The 17,293-nt window shown below is 71.8% G+C and carries 13 protein-coding genes and 1 pseudogene; 4 read left to right on the top strand and 10 right to left on the bottom strand.

From position 1 onward, the window contains the following. Positions 1-20: 20 nt before the first annotated feature. The 7 genes from A5655_RS20370 to A5655_RS20340 all read right to left on the bottom strand — a co-directional run bounded on the left by A5655_RS20370 (position 21) and on the right by A5655_RS20340 (position 9,973). Positions 21-1,160: a PPE family protein gene (locus tag A5655_RS20370; protein WP_067013108.1), complete on the bottom strand. Its 1,140-nt coding sequence runs from the start codon at positions 1,158-1,160 to the stop codon at positions 21-23. Positions 1,161-1,402: 242 nt separating this feature from the next. Then, entirely contained in the window at positions 1,403-3,160 is a 1,758-nt protein-coding gene (locus A5655_RS29285; protein WP_067013106.1) for a PE family protein, read from the bottom strand. A gap of 178 nt (positions 3,161-3,338) precedes the next feature. Then, positions 3,339-4,055 carry a maleylpyruvate isomerase N-terminal domain-containing protein gene (locus tag A5655_RS20360; protein WP_067013104.1) on the bottom strand — a complete coding sequence of 239 codons (717 nt, stop codon included), beginning with the start codon at positions 4,053-4,055 and terminating at the stop codon, positions 3,339-3,341. Positions 4,056-4,171: 116 nt separating this feature from the next. After that, the gene (locus A5655_RS20355; RefSeq protein WP_067013102.1) at positions 4,172-5,689 is read right to left on the bottom strand and encodes an HNH endonuclease signature motif containing protein; all 1,518 of its coding nucleotides are present in this window, start codon (positions 5,687-5,689) and stop codon (positions 4,172-4,174) included. A gap of 237 nt (positions 5,690-5,926) precedes the next feature. Further along, a complete protein-coding gene (locus tag A5655_RS20350; protein WP_067013100.1) occupies positions 5,927-6,769 on the bottom strand; it encodes a pseudouridine synthase in 843 nt (280 codons plus the stop codon). 7 nt (positions 6,770-6,776) lie between these two features. Then, complete coding sequence (locus tag A5655_RS20345) at positions 6,777-8,501, bottom strand: glycerol-3-phosphate dehydrogenase/oxidase (RefSeq protein ID WP_067013098.1); 1,725 nt, start codon at positions 8,499-8,501, stop codon at positions 6,777-6,779. Between the two features lie 56 nt (positions 8,502-8,557). After that, positions 8,558-9,973: an NAD(P)H-quinone dehydrogenase gene (locus tag A5655_RS20340; protein ID WP_067013096.1), complete on the bottom strand. Its 1,416-nt coding sequence runs from the start codon at positions 9,971-9,973 to the stop codon at positions 8,558-8,560. 84 nt (positions 9,974-10,057) lie between these two features. Here A5655_RS20340 and A5655_RS20335 point away from each other — a divergent pair, with 84 nt between their 5' ends. Then, positions 10,058-10,537: a gamma-glutamylcyclotransferase gene (locus A5655_RS20335; protein ID WP_067013094.1), complete on the top strand. Its 480-nt coding sequence runs from the start codon at positions 10,058-10,060 to the stop codon at positions 10,535-10,537. 78 nt (positions 10,538-10,615) lie between these two features. Here the strand turns inward: A5655_RS20335 and A5655_RS20330 are convergent, their stop codons facing one another. Both A5655_RS20330 and A5655_RS20325 read right to left on the bottom strand, forming a co-directional pair. Then, on the bottom strand, positions 10,616-11,782 hold the full coding sequence (locus tag A5655_RS20330; protein ID WP_067013092.1) for a M20 family metallopeptidase: 1,167 nt from the start codon (positions 11,780-11,782) through the stop codon (positions 10,616-10,618). Beyond that, entirely contained in the window at positions 11,779-12,963 is a 1,185-nt protein-coding gene (locus tag A5655_RS20325) for a M20 family metallopeptidase (RefSeq protein WP_156764958.1), read from the bottom strand. The genes A5655_RS20330 and A5655_RS20325 overlap by 4 nt, the downstream gene beginning before the upstream one ends. A gap of 151 nt (positions 12,964-13,114) precedes the next feature. Here A5655_RS20325 and A5655_RS20320 point away from each other — a divergent pair, with 151 nt between their 5' ends. Beyond that, the gene (locus A5655_RS20320) at positions 13,115-14,578 is read left to right on the top strand and encodes a PPE family protein (protein WP_067013088.1); all 1,464 of its coding nucleotides are present in this window, start codon (positions 13,115-13,117) and stop codon (positions 14,576-14,578) included. 10 nt (positions 14,579-14,588) lie between these two features. Here A5655_RS20320 and A5655_RS20315 read toward each other — a convergent pair whose 3' ends face one another. Next, positions 14,589-15,206 carry a cutinase family protein gene (locus tag A5655_RS20315; protein ID WP_197508749.1) on the bottom strand — a complete coding sequence of 206 codons (618 nt, stop codon included), beginning with the start codon at positions 15,204-15,206 and terminating at the stop codon, positions 14,589-14,591. Between the two features lie 100 nt (positions 15,207-15,306). On the opposite strand from A5655_RS20315, the gene A5655_RS20310 reads away from it, so the two are divergent. Both A5655_RS20310 and A5655_RS20305 read left to right on the top strand, forming a co-directional pair. Continuing rightward, entirely contained in the window at positions 15,307-16,113 is an 807-nt protein-coding gene (locus tag A5655_RS20310; RefSeq protein ID WP_067013084.1) for a purine-nucleoside phosphorylase, read from the top strand. A gap of 5 nt (positions 16,114-16,118) precedes the next feature. Next, positions 16,119-17,293: pseudogene (locus tag A5655_RS20305) on the top strand (phospho-sugar mutase); the annotation flags it as partial.

Below are 17,293 nucleotides of genomic sequence, written 5' to 3'. Positions count from 1 at the left end.
GAAGATTTCGGTGTTGGCTTTCATCCGGCCGACGGCGGTGTGTGGATCACTTTGCCCTTGACTTCGGCGCCCACCTGGAGGTCTTCGAGCTTGGTCTGCTTGCGCTTGCGCCACCCGCTGCCCGCCGAGACCGGCGGGGGCATCAGCGGCGGAAGCATGGGGAACCCGGCGTCGGCGCCGTCGAGCGGCGATGCCGCCGACGCGAGCTGGACCGGCGTCTGCGAGGCGGGCAGCAGCCCGACCACGGCGGGCGGCGCGGTCAGCTTGCCCATCGACACCCCGACGGCCATCGCCCCCGTGGGCGCCGACCCCAGCGACCGGACCGCATTGGACAGGCTGGCCCCCGCCGCCCCCAGCGCCGACTCGCCCTCCGAGAGGCCCTGGCCGATGTCGCCGCCCACGCTCTGCAGCGCCTGGGCCGAGGTGCTCTGCGCGAGGTAGCTGAGCAGGTTGATCGGGAAGCCGGACGAGATGAACTGGTTGGCGTAGGTGTTCGCCAGCCCGAACCAGCCCACGTTGGGGTCGAAGCCGAAGGGGGTGCCGACGATGGACTCCAAGAAGTCCCCGATCGAGGTCGACGCCGCCGGCGTGGCGGCGGCGGCCGACGTGGCGGTGGCCTGCGCGGCCGTCCCCGCGGGATCGGTGATCGCCGGCGGGGTGGTGAACTGCTGCAGGTCGAGCGCCTGCGTCACGGCCGCCTGATAGCGCGTCAGCGCCGCGGAGTTGTTCGCCCACATCGCCTGATACTGATCTTCCGTCGCGGCGATGGCCGGCAGGTTGGCGCCGAACCGGTTGGTCGCTATCAGCTGCGCCAGCCGTGTCCGGTTGGCGGTCACCGTCGCGGTCGGGACCACGGCCGACTGCGCGGAGCTGAACGCGGCCGCGGCGGCCTGGGTCGAGGTGGCCAGCTGCTGGGCCTGCTGGGCGGTGTCCCGCAGCCAGGTGAGGTAGGGCTGGACGGCCTGAACCATCGCCGCCGACGACGGGCCGTCCCACGAGTCCATCAGCGAAGACAACACCGACGTGTAGACGCTGACCGAGCCGTCCAGCTCGTTGCCCACGCGCTGCCAGGCGGCGGACGCTTCGATCAGCGAGCCCGCCCCCGGACCGGAATGCACGAGCGCCGAGGTGACCTCGGGCGGCAGCGCTAAAAAGTCCATGACATCTCACATCCCTTATTCGGGAAACCATCCAGGAAAGTTGCGCTGACTGGGCCGCGACCAACGCTGAAACATTGCACGTCGACGCCCCTTCGCGTGCGGCCCGGATCCTACCCCGTTCGCGTACCGCATGACACGAACATATACCGACGGCGCTGGCCAGCGAAGAATTAGCGCCAACGCGGTCCTGCCGGGTCGCGGCCCTTTTCGGGCGGCGAGAGGGCTGGCTGTTCGGGCAGGCGCTAGGGGCCGCCGCCGGTGCCGCCGTGGCCGCCGACCACGACGCCGGGAGTGCCGAAGGTACTGGCGAGGCCGCCGCCGCCACCGCCACCGATGCCGGCGGTGCCGCCCACCCCGCCGGGCGGTGACGGCAGGGCGGTGCCGCCCGCCTGGCCGGCAGCGCCGCCCTGACCGGCTCCGCTGTCGCCGCCGCCGGTCCCGCCCGTACCACCGGTGCCGCCGGTGATGCCGCCGCCACCGCCACCGCCGCCCTCGCCCGAGGCGATCGTGCCGGTCGTGCCGATGACCGTGGCGCCGCCACCGCCACCGCCACCGCCCGTGGGGTTGCCCTGGCCCGCCTGGCCGAGGGCGCCGGCGGCCGATTCGTTGCCGAAGACGGCGGCGGCGCCGCCCCCTCCGCCACCGCCGGGGCCACCGCGGGTTCCGGCCGCACCGCCGCCGTCGCCACCGCCGCCGCCGCCGGCCGACGCGGTGGTGGTGCCGCCCACGGCGTCGGCATTCCCGCCGGCGCCGCCGCGCCCGCCGGTACCGCCGGGACCACCGCCCGTGCTGTTGCCGCCGGCTCCGCCGCCGCCGCCAGCCCCGCCGGACGCACCGGCGTCGGTGGCATGGACTATCGCGACGCCGCCCGCCCCGCCGTTGCCTCCGTCGCCGCCGACGACCCCGGTGCCGCCGCGGCCGCCGGTGCCGCCGTCGCCCCCGTTGAACGCGGCGGCCCCGCTGCCGACGGTGAAGTTGCTGAAGCCGCCGTCGCCCCCCCGGCCCCCGGTGCCGCCGATGCCGCCGGGGCTGTCGCCGCCGACGCCGCCGTTGCCGCCGGTTCCGGCGGTGCCGGTGGCGCTCGAGGCGCCCGCGCCGCCGCCAGTGCCGCCGGTACCTCCGGTGCCTCCCGCCCCGGCGTGCCCGATCAGCAGCGCGTGGTTGGCGCCGCCGGCCCCTCCGTTGCCGCCGAGCCCGCCGTGCCCGCCGTTCATCGACGAGGCCCCGCCGAGCCCCCCGGTGCCACCGGCCCCGCCGGCCCCGGCCTGCCCGCCGAGCAGGTGCAGGTTCGCGCCGCCGGCGCCACCGTTGCCGCCGGTCCCGCCGGTCGCGCCGTTCGGGCCGATCACCAGGCCGGCGGACCCGCCGTTGCCGCCTCTGCCGCCCATGCCGCCGTTACCGCCGCCGAGCAGCCCGTTGGCCCCGCCGGCCCCACCGTTGCCGCCGGCCGCGCCGGTGCCGGCGAGGGCGTTGCCACCGGCGCCGCCGTTGCCGCCGTGGCCCCACAGGCCCGCCGACCCACCGTTCCCGCCTGGCTGCCCCGTCGCACCGGCCGCGCCGTTGCCGCCGCTGCCGAACAGGATGCCGCCGTCCCCGCCCTTGCCCCCGGGCGCGGTCGCGTTGGCGCCGTCGCCGATCAGCGGGCGACCCAAAAACAGCTCGGTGGGCGCGTTGATCGCGCCCAACACGTCTTGCTCGATCGTTTGCAGCGGCGAGGCGTTGGCCGCCTCGGCCAGCGAATACGCGTTGCCCGCACCGCTCAAGGCGCGCACGAACTCGCCGTGCAGCGCGGCCGCCCGCGCGCTCAACGATTGATAGGCCCGGGCGTGCCCGGAAAACAGCGACGCGATCGCCGCCGACACCTCGTCGTCGGCGGCGGCCACCACCGCGGTGGTCGGGGCCACCGCCGCCGCATTCGCGGCGGTCACCGCCGAGCCGATGTTTGCCAGATCCGTTGCCGCCCAAGAAAAGAACTCGGGGGCCGCCACCACATACGACATCGCTACCCTCCCGCCACGTCGTTGACTTGCCGGTGAATCGGACGAGTCGAGGGAGGTAAAAGTTTACGCCGGTTCCGACCGATAGTTCGGGGGTCCGGCAAACGTTCACGCCGTCAAGGTGGGCGGGTCCCCGACCGCGCGCTGCCCCGGGTGGTGACCATAGGTCTGCCGCACCTGGTTAGAGGTGCGGCAGATCAGCGAGAACCGCCGCCAAACGTGGATCGGATACTTCAATCCTTCCGAAGAAAGCCAGGAGCAACTCGGCGGGTTCCACGGCGATCGGCTCGTCATCGGCAGACCGGGATCCGGAGGACGCCACGAATTCGACAGTGTCGTCTTTTCCCAGATACACCCGATGTCGGGTAGAGGTTTTGCGCTCAACCAGCCGATTCATCGACTCAGCGGGGCCACGAATCGCCATGGATGCCTCCGCGGCCGGTATCCCCCACTCGTTTCCGGTGGCAACGGCGATGTCGTAGCCGTGGACGAGCAGCTCGCACAAGATCCATCGAGCCCCACCGCCGGCAGAGATTGTTGATCCTCCGTGGAAGGGATACAGACGGTCGAAGTCGACTTTGGGGTAGACGTGGTCGATCACCGCACGCAGATTTGCCTCGAGCCGGTCGGCGATATCGTTGATATCTCGGTCGTTGTACTCCGAGAGGCAGGTCGCGTTCAGCTCGGCAACCCCCTCGTTTGTGGCGGCACGTCTACGATCGCCAAGCAGCCTGCCGAGCACGGTTACAACGTGCGCCGCAGTCTCCACGGCCGTCCAGGCGAGCCCAGGCACCGGTCGCGCGGCGCGATCCGCATCGAGCCCCCGGACCATCGACACGAACCGCTTCCCACTGTCATCTAGCGCGGCGAGGATGTCGGCTTTGGTCGCTTCTTGCACCGGCTAAGCGTACGGCGGGCCGGTACTCGGATTTCGCGGCACTGACGGGCTCAAAGGCGTGCCGGGGCGAACGGCGCCCATTCGCCGTCGCCTCCGCGTAAACCATTGAGCCACCGTCAAAATGGCGGCGGGTCGTCGTCTTCGGCGGGTGGGGCGGGCAGGGTGTAGCTCCAGGCCTCGGCCCGGCGGGCCAGCCGCGCGTCACGGTTGTGGCGGCGTTCGGTGGCCACCCGGTAGGCGCGGTCTTGGGCGCGGGTGCGTCGGCGTCGGGGCATCATCGCGCTGCGTTGATCGCAGTAATCGACGGCCGGTGGGTCGGCCTCAGGGGACGGCATCCCGCCCACCGCATAACACAAGCTGGGGAACAGCAGGGCGCTGCCCGGCGTGGTGACGTAGGTGTGCCCGGACGGTGAGGTCAGGATCAGCGTGCCGTCGGGCAGTTGCTGTTCGGCCCAGCCCATAAATGTCTTGATCAAGTGATGAGTTCGGCAGTAGCACTTCAGGTTTGACGCGTGCGTGCGCCCGCCCTGGGCATGGGGGATGGTGTGGTCGATGTCGCAGCCGACGGCCGGGGCATCACAGCCGGGCCAGCGACACGTCAGATCCCGGCAGCGCACGAAATCGGCCAACGCCTTCGACGGCACATACCCGTCCTCGGGCGGCGCGTCAGCGGGGTGAACCAGCGGCACCCGCTTGGCCGAGGCCGCCAACTGGGCCACCAGTTCCGGCGGGATCAGCCCGTCGGCACCCACCTCGGAACCCGGCGCCGAGCCGCGCCCATCCAGGGTGGCCTGCTCGGCGATCACATGGATCACCACCGGACCCGCGGGCGGGCGTTTGCCGGCCGCGCAATCCGCCCGCCCGCACCGGCAGCCCAGCCGATCCGCGCCCGCGGCCAACGCGCCCAGCGCATCAGCGCGGCGCTGCTCGCGGGAGCGCGGATCATGCGCACACACCGTGCCCGCCAACGCGTTCAGGCGCTTCTCCAACGCGTGGGCATCCGGGGACAACAGGACCCCGCCGAACGCCGCGCGCCCATCCAGATCCGGGCCGATCCACACCTCCCGATCCCGCTGGGCCTTGGCGCGCCGGCGCACCGCATCCACATCCGCTCTGGCCACGATCCGATCCACCTGGGCGCCCAACCGGCCACGACTCATCGAGGGCCAACGCGCCACATTGGCGGCCAGCTGCGCATCCACGGCCGCCAACACCTCGGGATCCTCGATCAGGTCGGTGCGATAAACGATCGTCTGAAACAGCCGGTAATCGAGATCGCCGGCCCGAAACACCTCCCCCACCCGCGGCAGGCGCTCACGCATCGCCCGCGCATAACGCAGCCGGCTCGCGGCCAGCCCCTGGCTGATCCGCAACGCCGCCCCCACCTCCGCGGCAACCGCCTCCATCGTGTCGATCGCCCAATCCTCGGTCTCCGAACACCGCGACAACCGATACCTGAACAACTCACCGATCGCGACCAGCTGCGCGGCCGCCTGCCGGTTCTCCGCCCGCGCTGCCGCGCCGATCTCATCGATCAGCGCCGCCGACTCCGGCGTCGTCGACGGGTGATGCCGCTCGATCATCTCATCGAGACGAGCCACCGCCTCCGCCGACACCACCCGTTCTTCGAACATGTGTTCGAGTATAGCAGTGCCCGGCGACACGAGTCGGTCAGCGGTCGGCTTTGGCGACGCAGCGGTAGAACCCCTCGCCGTAGGGCACCACGATCGCGGGAGCCCGACGGCAAGCCGCCGGCCACCGTGAGGCCGCCCGAAAGGGGCGCCCGGGCAACGGCCTTCGTCAGTATGTGCGTGACGGCAGGCTGGCGACGGGCGCATCCGAAATTCTTGCGCTGAGCCGCTGACCGTCGGTTACGGCCCCGGACGCCGGCTGACGAATTCGCGGCGCACACCGGAGCGCGGGTCGTCGAACTCGATGCGCTGCGCCAGCAACCGCAGCGGGGTGCTGAAGTCGTCGGGGGGCGCGTCAATGACGCTGGGATACAAGGGATCACCCTCGATCGGCACGCCGAGGGATGCCATGTGCACCCGCAGCTGATGCGTGCGTCCGGTGCGCGGCGTCAGCCGATAAAGACCGTCGGAAGTAATCAGCTCCACGAACGTCTCCGCGTTCGGCGCACCGGGCTCGCAAAAGGCCTGTAAAACGCCGCGGCGCTTGACGATTCGGCTGCGCACCACCCGCGGAAAAACCAGAGCGGGGTCGACGGCGGCGCGGGCCAGGTACGTCTTGCGAACCAAACCTCGGGAAAACAGCGTCTGATAGGCGCCGCGCACCTCGCGCCGGGTCGTGAAGAGCAGCACCCCGGCCGTCAGCCGGTCGAGCCGGTGCGCCGGGCTCAGCTCGGGCAGGCCAAGTTCGCGACGCAGCCGCACCAGCGCGGTCTGCGCGACGTGCCGGCCGCGCGGCATGGTTGCCAGGAAGTGTGGCTTGTCGACGACGACGATGTCGCTATCTTGATGCAGCACCGGGACCTCGAAGGGCACGGGCACCTCGTCGCGCAGCTCGCGATAGAGGTAGACGAAGGAACCCGCCGGCAGCACCGTCGTCCCGTCAACCGGGGTGCCGTCGGCGTCGACGACCTCGCTGGCCGGCGCGCCGAACCGGGCCGTCAGCTCCGCCAGCACCGGGCCGCCGCGCAGCCGCACCCGGGCCGGCCCGAGCCCGTCCCGCACGGGCAGGGGCGCCGGCCTCACCGAAACCTCAATTGAGCGGCACCGGTTCGAGGATCTCGGCGCGCGCCTCGGGCGCGCTGGCCCGCAGTTCGTCCGCCGACACGTCGTCGGGCTGGGCCTGCGACAGGATTTCGGCCTCCACCCGCGCGGTGTAGTTGGCGACCTCGCGGTCGACGTCCGCCGGGGACCAGCCCAGCACGGGCGCCACCACGTCGGCCACCTCGCGGGCGCAGTCGACGCCGCGATGCGAGTACTCGATAGAAATGCGCATCCGGCGGGCCAGGATGTCCTCCAGGTGCAGGGCCCCCTCGGTGGTGACGGCATAGAGGGCCTCCACCCGCAGGTATCCCGGCGCCTCCTTGATCGGGCTGAGCAGGTCGGGGGATTCCGCGGCCAGCTCCAGCACCTCGCCGATCAGCGACCCGTAGCGGTCCAGCAGGTGGCGCACCCGGTACGGGTGCAGGCCCTTCAGCGTCCCGACGTGTTCGACCTGGTTGACCAGCGCGAAGTACCCGTCGGCGCCCAGCAGGCTCACCTTCTCGGTGATCGACGGCGCCACCCGCGCGGGAATGAACTGGGCCGCGGCGTCGATCGCGTCGGCGGCCATCACCCGGTAGGTGGTGTACTTCCCGCCGGCGATCGCGACCAGCCCCGGCGCCGGCACCGCCACGGCGTGCTCGCGGGACAGCTTGGAGGTTTCCTCGCTCTCCCCCGCCAGCAGCGGCCGCAGCCCGGCGTACACGCCGTCGATGTCGGCGTGCGTTAGCGGCGTGGCCAGCACCGTGTTGACGGTCCCCAGGATGTAGTCGATGTCGGCCTTGGTGGCCGCGGGGTGGGCCAGGTCGAGATTCCAGTCGGTGTCGGTGGTGCCGATGATCCAGTGGCTGCCCCACGGTATGACGAACATCACCGACTTCTCGGTGCGCAGGATGATCGCGACGTCGCTGACGATGCGGTCCCGCGGCACCACCACGTGCACGCCCTTGGACGCGCGCACCTGAAACCGCCCGCGCTGCTTGGACAGCGCCTGGATCTCGTCGGTCCACACCCCGGTCGCGTTGACCACGACGTGGCCGCGGACCTCGGTGATCGCGCCGTCCTCGGAGTCGCGGACCCGCACGCCGGTCACCCGGTCGCCCTCGCGCAGCAACGCGACCACCTGGGTGGAGGACCGCACCACCGCGCCGTAGTGCGCCGCGGTGCGCGCGACCGTCATCGTGTGGCGGGCGTCGTCGACGACGGTGTCGTAGTAGCGGATCCCGCCGATCAGCGAGGTCCGCTTGAGGCCGGGGCTCAACCGCAGGGCGCCCGCCCGGGTCAAATGCTTTTGCGCCGGAACGGATTTCGCGCCGCCCAGGCGGTCGTAGAGGAAGATGCCGGCGGCGGTGTAGGGCCGTTCCCAGACCCGATGCGTCAGCGGGAACAGGAACGGCATCGGCTTGACCAGATGCGGCGCCAGCTTGGTCAGCGACAGCTCCCGCTCGTACAGCGCCTCGCGGACCAGCCCGAACTCCAGCTGCTCGAGGTAGCGCAGCCCGCCGTGGAACATCTTCGACGACCGGCTCGACGTGCCCGACGCGAAATCGCGCGCCTCCACCAGCGCCACCTTGAGCCCGCGCGTGGCGGCGTCCAGCGCGCACCCGGAGCCCACCACGCCGCCGCCGATGACCACCACGTCGAACTGCTGGGCGCCCAGCCGCTCCCAGGCCAGCGTGCGTTGCTGCGGTCCCAGCGCGTCGGTCGGGTCGCTCACTGCGGGGGCTCCTGTCCGGTTACTCGTCGGTAGGTGTGCGGTTCCCAGGCTAAGCCCTAATCCAGATCGTCGTGGGCCATCAGCCGGCGCGCGGCCTCGGTGATCGAGCCGGACAGCGACGGGTAAACGGCCAGCGTCTGCGCCAGCTCGTTGACGGTGATGCGGTTCTGCACCGCCACGGCGATCGGCAGGATGAGCTCGGAGGCGATCGGCGCCACCACGACGCCGCCGATCACCACGCCGGTGGACCGCCGGCAGAAGACCTTGACGAAGCCCTGCCGCAGGCCCGACATCTTGGCCCGCGCGTTGGTCCGCAGCGGCAGCATGATGGTCCGCGCCGGCACCGAACCGTCGTCGATCATCGACTGCGGCACCCCGACCGCGGCGATCTCGGGCCGGGTGAACACCGTCGCGGCGACCGTGCGCAACCGGATCGGGCTGACGCCCTCCCCCAGCGCGTGATACATCGCGATCCGGCCCTGCATGGCGGCGACCGACGCCAGCAGCAGCAGGCCGGTGCAGTCGCCGGCGGCATAGATCCCCGGCACCGAGGTGCGCGAAACCCGGTCCACGGTCAGGTAATTGCCGGGCCCCAGCTCGATGCCGACCCGCTCCAGGCCCAGGCCGCGGGTGTTGGGAACCGACCCGATGGTCATCAGGGCGTGGCTGCCCGCGACGGTGCGGCCGTCCGTCATCGTGACCAGCACCCCGGCCTCGGTGCGGGTGACGGCCTCGGCGCGCGCGTTCTTGAACAGCTTCACCCCGCGTTCGGCGAACGACTCTTCCAGCACCAGCGCGGCGTCGGCGTCCTCGTACGGCAGCACCCGGTCCCGGCTGGCCGCCACCGACACGCGCACGCCCAACTCGGTGTAGGCGTGCACGAATTCGGCGCCGGTCACCCCGGAACCCACCACGATCAGGTGCTCGGGCAGCGCCTCCAGGTCGTAGAGCTGCCGCCAGGTCAGGATGCGCTCGCCGTCGGGCCGGGCCGTCGGCAGGATCCGCGGGCTGGCGCCGGTGGCGATCAGCACGACGTCGGCCTCGTGCTCGCTGGTGGTGCCGTCGGCGGCGGTCGCCTTGATGCGGTGCTTGGCCAGGCCGGGCGTGGGGTCGACGAGCTCGCCGCGGCCCGCGACCACCTCGACGCCAACGGCGAGCAGTTGGGCGGTGATGTCCGCCGACTGCTCGGTGGCCAGGCGTTTGACCCGGGCGTGGATCTGCGGCAACGAGATCTTGGCGTCCTCGAAGTCGATGTCGAAGCCCAGCCGGGGCGCCCGGCGCAGCTCGGTGCGCAGCCCGGTGGAGGCGATGAACGTCTTGGACGGCACGCAGTCGTCCAGCACGGCCGCCCCACCGACGCCCTCGGAGTCGATCACGGTGACGTGCGTCGTGTCGGGATGGGAGGTGGCGGCGACGAGCGCGGCTTCGTAACCGGCCGGCCCTCCCCCGAGGATGACAATGCGGGTCACCACGGTCCCCAACCTATCGGGGCGGCGGGGCCCCGGCGAATCGCTCGGGTGAATACCGCGCGAGCATGCGACGTCTAAGCTTTCCCCGTGCCGCTCTACGCCGCGTACGGGTCGAACATGGATCCCGAGCAGATGCTCAAGCGCGCGCCGCACTCGCCGATGGCCGGAACTGGCTGGCTGCACGGGTGGCGGTTGACGTTCGGCGGGGAGGACATCGGCTGGGAGGGGGCCCTGGCGACCGTCGTCGAGGACCCCCAGTCGAAGGTGTTCGTCGTCCTGTACGACATGACGCCGGCCGACGAGATCAACCTCGACCGGTGGGAGGGCTCCGAGTTCGGCGTCCACAAGAAGATCCGGTGCCGGGTGGAGCGCATCTCGTCGGACACCACCACCGACCCCGTGCTGGCGTGGCTGTACGTGCTGGACGCGTGGGAGGGGGGCCTCCCGTCGGCGCGCTACCTCGGCGTGATGGCCGACGCGGCCGAAATCGCCGGCGCGCCTGAGGATTACGTGCACGATTTGCGGACCCGCCCCGCGCACAACATCGGCCCGGGGACCAGCGGCTGAGCTTTCCGCGCGAGCGCCCGGCCGCCGCCCCCGTCGCGAATGTGCGTGTCTGTATGCGACGCGCCGGTGATCGCCGGCCTAGAACAGGGCCGCCTGCTCGACGATGTTGACCATCACGCGCAGCCCGATCGCCAGGGCTCGCTCGTCGAGGTCGAAGGTCGGCTGGTGCAGGTCCAGCTGCGGCCCCTCGCCCGACCACACCCCCAATCGCGCCATCGCGCCGGGGATCTCCTCGAGGTACCAGGAGAAGTCCTCGCCGCCGCCGGACTGCCGGGTGTCGGCCAGCGCGTCGGGCCCGACGGCCTCGATCGCGTGGGTCAGGATCCGCGTCGAGACGTCCTCGTTGACCACCGGCGGCACGCCGCGCCGGTATTGCAGCGTGTGCTCGATCGCCAGCGGGGACAGCAGCGCGGACACGGTCTCGCGGATGACCTCCTCCAGCGCGATCCACGTCTGGCGGCTCGCGGTGCGCACGGTGCCGGCCAGCACTCCGGTTTGCGGAATCGCGTTGGGGGCCACGCCCGCGTTGACCGCCCCCCACACCAACACCGTGCTGTTGCGCGGGTCGATGCGGCGCGACAGCACGCCCGGCAGCCCGGTGATCAGCGTGCCCAGGCCGTACACCAGGTCGGCGGTCAGGTGCGGGCGCGACGTGTGCCCGCCGGGCGAATACAGCGTGATCTCCATCTGGTCGGCCGCCGAGGTGATGGGGCCCTGCCGGACCGCGATCTTGCCGACCTCGAGGCGGGGATCGCAGTGCAGGGCGAAGATCCGCGACACCCCGGACAGCGCCCCGGCGGCGATGGCGTCGATCGCCCCGCCGGGCATCAATTCCTCGGCGGCCTGGAAGATCAGCCGCACCCCGACGGGCAGCTCCGGCACGGATCCCAGCGCCAGCGCCGTACCCAGCAGGATCGCGGTGTGCGCGTCGTGCCCGCAGGCGTGCGCCACGTTGGGCATGGTCGAGGCATACGGCGCGCCGGTCCGCTCGGCCATCGGCAGCGCGTCCATGTCGGCCCGCAGCGCGATCCTCGGCTCGTGCTCGGGACCCAGGTCGCAGATCAGCCCGGTCCCGGGCAGCAGCTTCGGTTTCAGCCCCGCGTCGACCAGCCGCTCGGCGACGAACTGGGTGGTGGCGAACTCCTGCCGGCCCAACTCCGGGTAGCGATGGATGTGCCGGCGCCACTCCACCAGGTCATCGTGGTGCGCGGCCAACCACGATTCGGCGGTGTCGACGAGGCTCATGCGCGCCCGCCCGGTCTGCGCGCCTGCGCGGTCAGCACCCGGTCGCGCTGCTCGGGGGCCTGGGCGAGGTGAACCACCGTGCGCGCCAACATGATCGCGCCGTCGAGGACCGCGCGGTCGGCGCTGGGTCCGGCGGCGGCGGCCGCGAAGGCGCGCTGGTGCACGGTGGCGCCGCCGGCGTCGACCCCGACGACCGGATGGATCCCGGGCAGGACCTGCGTCACGTTGCCCATGTCGGTGCTGCCCATGGGCAGCGAGGCCTCGAATTCGCGGGCCACCGGCTCACGCCCGAGCCGGCGCATCTCGTCGCGGAAGACGTCGGCCAGCCACTCGTCGGGCTTGAGCTCGTCGTACGCGGGCGCCGGGGTGTCGATCTCGTATTCGCAGCCGGTGGCCAGCGCGCCCGCGGCGAAGCACGCGTACATCCTGCCCTCCAGCTGTCTCAGCGAATCCGATTCGAGCGCCCGCATCGCATACTGCAGCGCCGCGTGCCCGGGGATGACGTTGACCGCCCGGCCGCCGTCGGTGACGATGCCGTGCACCAGCTGGCCCGGCGCCAGTTGCTGCCGCAACAGCCCGACGGCCACCTGCGCGACGGTCACTGCGTCGGCGGCGTTGACCCCCTGATGCGGCGCGACGGCAGCATGGGATTCCTTGCCACGGTAGTGCACCGTCGCCTCCGACAGCGCCAGCGAGCGGGCCGCGGCGATGTCGGCGGGCCCGGGATGCAGCATCACCGCCGCAGCGACGTCGTCGAACACGCCGGCCCGCAGCAGCAGCGCCTTGCCGCCGCCGGCCTCCTCGGCCGGGGTGCCGATCAGCGCCACCCGCAGGCCCAGGTCGTCGGCAACCTCGGCCAGCGCCAGCGCGGTGCCCACCGCCGACGCCGCGATGATGTTGTGCCCGCACGCGTGGCCGATCTCTGGCAGCGCGTCGTACTCGGCGCACACCCCGACGGTCAGCGGTCCGCTGCCGAAGTCGGCGCGGAACGCGGTGTCCAAACCGCCCGCGGACGCGGTGATCTCGAAACCGCGCTCGGCGACCAGCGCCTGCGCCTTGGCGCAGCTGCGATGCTCGGCGAACGCGAGCTCGGGCTCGGCGTGGATGGCGTGGGACAACTCGACGAGGTCGGCACCGTGTCGCCGCACGACATCCTCGACGCGACCTAGCGGGTGGTCCAACGAGGGAGCGGGCACCTTCGCAGTATCTCACCGCCGCGGTCGCGCCCACGGAACCAAACCGCTTAACTAGCTTTTACGTGTTCAACTGGACTTAAAGTATGTAATTCTGCTATCTATATGACATCTGGTCGCAAGCAGAAGGATTCCCCTGATGAGCTTTTTGGTGTTGCCGCCCGAGATCAACTCGTTGCGAATGTTCGTCGGCGCGGGGTCGGCACCGATGTTAGAGGCCGCGGCGGCCTGGGACGGCCTGGCCTCCGAGCTGGCGTCGGCGGCGTCGTCGTTCGCGTCGGTGACCTCCGGGCTGACCGGACAGGCGTGGCAGGGCCCGGCGTCGGCGGCGATGATGGCGGCGGCCACCCCGTACGCCGGCTTCCTCAGCGCGGCCGCCGCCCACGCCGAAAACGCGTCGGCGCAGGCCCAGGCCGTCGCCTCGGTGTTCGAGTCCTCGCTGGCGGCCACGGTGCATCCCACGATCGTCGCCTCCAACCGCACCGACCTGGTGTCCCTGGTGGTGTCGAACCTGTTCGGCCAGAACGCCCCCGCCATCGCGGCCACCGAGGCCGAATACGAGCAGATGTGGGCCCAGGACGTGGCCGCGATGGTCGACTATCACTCCGGCGCGTCCGCCGCGGCGACCCAACTGGCGGCGTCCGGCCCCCTGGACTTCATCGAGCAGAACATCTTCGCACCGCTGGAAACCCTGCCCGGCATCAATTTCTTCGGCATCGGCAACTCGCACCTGCTGACCCTCGGCATCGGGAACTCACAGTCGTGGAACCTGGGCAGCGGCAACCTGGGCCTGCTCAACCTGGGCAGCGGCAACATCGGCAACGTCAACCTGGGCAGCGGCAACTTCGGCCACTGGGACCTGGGCAGCGGCAACATCGGCAGCTTCAACTTCGGCAGCGGCAACAACGGCAGCTACAACCTGGGCTTCGGCAACAACGGCGGCTACAACCTGGGCTTCGGCAACAACGGCGGCAACAACTTCGGCCTCGGCAACGTGGGCTCGCTGAACTTCGGTTTCGGCAACACCGGCACCGGCAATATCGGCATCGGGGTCACCGGCGACCACCAGATCGGTTTCGGCGGCCTGAATTCCGGCCTCGGCAACATCGGGTTCGGCAACTCGGGCACCAACAACATCGGCTTCTTCAACTCGGGCAACGGCAACATCGGGATCGGCAACTCGGGCCAATTCAACTGGGGCCTGGGCAATTCGGGGGCGTTGAGCGCCGGGTTGTTCAACTCGGGATCGAGCGACACGGGAATCTTCAACTCGGGTGACTACGCCACCGGCGCCTTCAACGCGGGCAACTACAACACGGGCTTCTTCAACTCGGGGAGCATCAACACCGGTTTCTTCAATTCCGGCGACCTGAACACCGGCGCGGGCAACCTGTTCACCGGGAGCGGCGCCAGTTCGGGCTTCGGCAACCTGGGCATCGGCAGCTCCGGGTTCGGCAACGCCGGCGACTTCTCCTCGGGCATCGGCAACACCGGCGACTACGTCTCCGGCTTCTTCAACACCGGGGTCAACGGCGCCGTGACCGGGCCGCCGTCGGCCTTCGCCGCCGGCGTCAACGCCCTGCGGAACCTGCTGGGCCTGTAGGAGCGCGCGGCTACACCAGTCCGGCGATGAACGCCGCCGCCTGGCCGGGGTAGGGCGGCGCCTCGTAGACGTGGTGCGCGTCGCGGTCGCGGCCGCCGACCACGCAGACGGGATCGCCGTCGCTGCACAGGTCGATGGCGCGACCGGCCCACGCGCCCGCCGTCGACAGGGGCGTGTTGAACCGGTTGCCGGGATTGCCGAACACAGCGACCGCTCGCACCCGGTCGGCCAGCGGGGGATCCAGCGCGGGCGCCGACCCGAAGTTGCCGATGCGCTGCCCGAGCGGCGGCACCCCCGCCAGCATCGACACCGCGGCGGCGCCCTGCGAGAAGCCGCCGAGCACCAGCCGGGTCGCCGGGCACTGGTCGACCATCGCGGCGATGTGATCGCGCGCGTCGTTGGCGGCGTCGGCGGTGGTCAGGAAGTTGTAGCTGGCCGGATAGTTCACCGGGTACGCCTCGACGCTGCGCGCGCCGAGCGCGGGCCGCAGCGCGGCGAACAGCGCATCTCCCACCGCACCCAGGCCGGGCGGCTCGGCGGTGCCGCGGGCGAAGATGAGCTGGACGTCGGGGCACGCGTCGGCCGCCGCCGCCGGCGCGGGGCCGCACGCGATCGCGGCCACCGACACCGCAACGGCAACAACGACTCCAACCACCAGACCAAAATTCGACCACCCCGGACGACGCATACGGCAGATCCTGACACATGCCCGGCTAAGCTCGCCGACTGTGGCCGAACCCCTGCCCGATCCCGACGAGCTCGCGCGGCGGGCGGCGCGGGCGATCGCCGAGCGCACCGGGATTGCCGAGCACGACGTCGCGATCGTCCTCGGCTCGGGATGGCGACCCGCGGTGGCCGCCCTCGGCCCCCCGACCGTCACGCTGGCCCAGGCCGAACTGCCCGGGTTCGCGCCGCCGACCGCCGTAGGGCACACCGGCGAGCTGCTGTCGGTGCGCATCGGCGCGCATCGGGTGCTGGTGCTGGTCGGTCGCGTCCACGCCTACGAGGGGCACGACCTGTGCCACGTCGTGCACGCGGTGCGCGCGGCCTGCGCGGCGGGCGTGCGCACCGTGGTGCTCACCAACGCGGCCGGTGCGCTGCGCCCCGAGCTGGCGGTCGGCCAGCCGGTGCTGATCAGCGACCACCTGAACCTCACGGCGCGCTCGCCGCTGGTCGGCCCGCAGTTCGTGGACCTGACCGACGCCTACTCGCCGCGGCTGCGCGAACTGGCCCGCCTCGCCGACCCCGAGCTGGCCGAGGGCGTCTACGCCGGCCTGCCGGGGCCGAACTACGAGACGCCCGCGGAGATCCGGGCGCTGCGGGTGCTGGGCGCCGACCTCGTCGGCATGTCGACGGTGCACGAGACCATCGCGGCCCGCGCGGCCGGCGCCGAGGTGCTGGGGGTGTCGCTGGTGACCAACCCCGCCGCGGGGCTCTCGGGGGAACCGCTGAGCCACGCCGAGGTGCTGGCCGCCGGGACCGCGTCCGCCAGCCGGATGGGCGCGCTGCTGGCCGACGTCATCGCCCGGCTGTGACGCCGGCCCGCCCGCTCAGGTTCGGCACCGCGGGGTTGCGCGGGCCGATGCGGGACGGGCCCGACGCGATGAATGCCGCGGTGGTGGCGCGCGCGACGTGGGCGCTGGCGCGGGTCCTGGCCGAACCGGGCCTGGTGATCGTCGGCCGCGACGCCCGGCACGGTTCGGCGGCGTTCGCCACGGTGGCGGCCGAAGTGCTTGCCGCCGAGGGGTTTTCGGTGCTGCTCCTTCCCGGCGCGGTGCCCACGCCGGTCGTCGCGTTCGCGGTGCGCCGCACCGGCGCGGCCGCCGGGGTGCAGATCACGGCGTCGCACAACCCGCCTACCGACAACGGCTACAAGGTCTTCTTCGACGGCGGCATCCAGATCGTCTCCCCCACCGACCGGCGGATCGAGGCCGCGATGTCCGCCGCTCCCCCGGCCGACCGGATCGCCCGGAAACCCGTCGCACCGGCCGACACCGACCTCCTGGAGCGTTACCTCGAGCGCGCGGCGGCCGTGCGCCGCGGCGCGGGGTCGGTGCGGGTGGCGCTGACGCCGCTGCACGGCGTGGGCGGCGCGGTGGCCGTGGCGGCGCTGCGCCGCGCGGGATTCGACCAGGTGCACACCGTCGGGGCCCAGTTCGCGCCGGACCCGGACTTTCCCACCGTCGCCTTCCCCAACCCCGAGGAGCCCGGCGCCACCGACGCGCTGCTGGCGCTGGCCGAGGAAACCCGCGCCGACGTCGCGATCGCGCTCGATCCCGACGCCGACCGGTGCGCGGTCGGCGTCCCCAGCCCCGCGGGCTGGCGGATGCTGTCCGGCGACGAAACCGGTTGGCTGCTGGGCGATTACATCCTGTCCCACGACAAATCCGGCACGGCGGTGGTGGCCAGCACGGTGGTGTCGTCGCGGATGCTGGCGGCGATCGCCGCCGAACACGGCGCCGCCCACGTCGAGACGCTCACCGGCTTCAAGTGGTTGGCGCGCGCCGATTCCGGCGTCGCGGGCGGCCGGCTGGTGTACGCCTACGAGGAGGCGATCGGCCACTGCGTCGACCCGGACGCGGTGCGCGACAAGGACGGCATCAGCGCCGCGGTGCTGATGTGCGACCTGGTGGCCACGCTGCAGGTCCAGGGCCGCTCGGTGCCCGACGCGCTCGACGACCTGGCCCGCCGCCACGGCGTGCACGACGTCGCCGC

The sequence above is a fragment of the Mycobacterium sp. 1081908.1 genome, from assembly GCF_001673535.1.
GTDB lineage: Bacteria > Actinomycetota > Actinomycetes > Mycobacteriales > Mycobacteriaceae > Mycobacterium.
Note: the sequence above shows the minus strand (reverse complement) of the source record. Positions and strands in the feature narration are given on the sequence as shown.

Coding starts and splice junctions, on each gene's coding strand:
- A5655_RS20370 (WP_067013108.1), bottom strand. CDS start 1,160: ATGGACTTTTTAGCGCTGCCGCCCGAGGTCACCTCGGCGCTCGTGCAT.
- A5655_RS29285 (WP_067013106.1), bottom strand. CDS start 3,160: ATGTCGTATGTGGTGGCGGCCCCCGAGTTCTTTTCTTGGGCGGCAACG.
- A5655_RS20355 (WP_067013102.1), bottom strand. CDS start 5,689: ATGTTCGAAGAACGGGTGGTGTCGGCGGAGGCGGTGGCTCGTCTCGAT.
- A5655_RS20330 (WP_067013092.1), bottom strand. CDS start 11,782: ATGAGCCTCGTCGACACCGCCGAATCGTGGTTGGCCGCGCACCACGAT.
- A5655_RS20320 (WP_067013088.1), top strand. CDS start 13,115: ATGAGCTTTTTGGTGTTGCCGCCCGAGATCAACTCGTTGCGAATGTTC.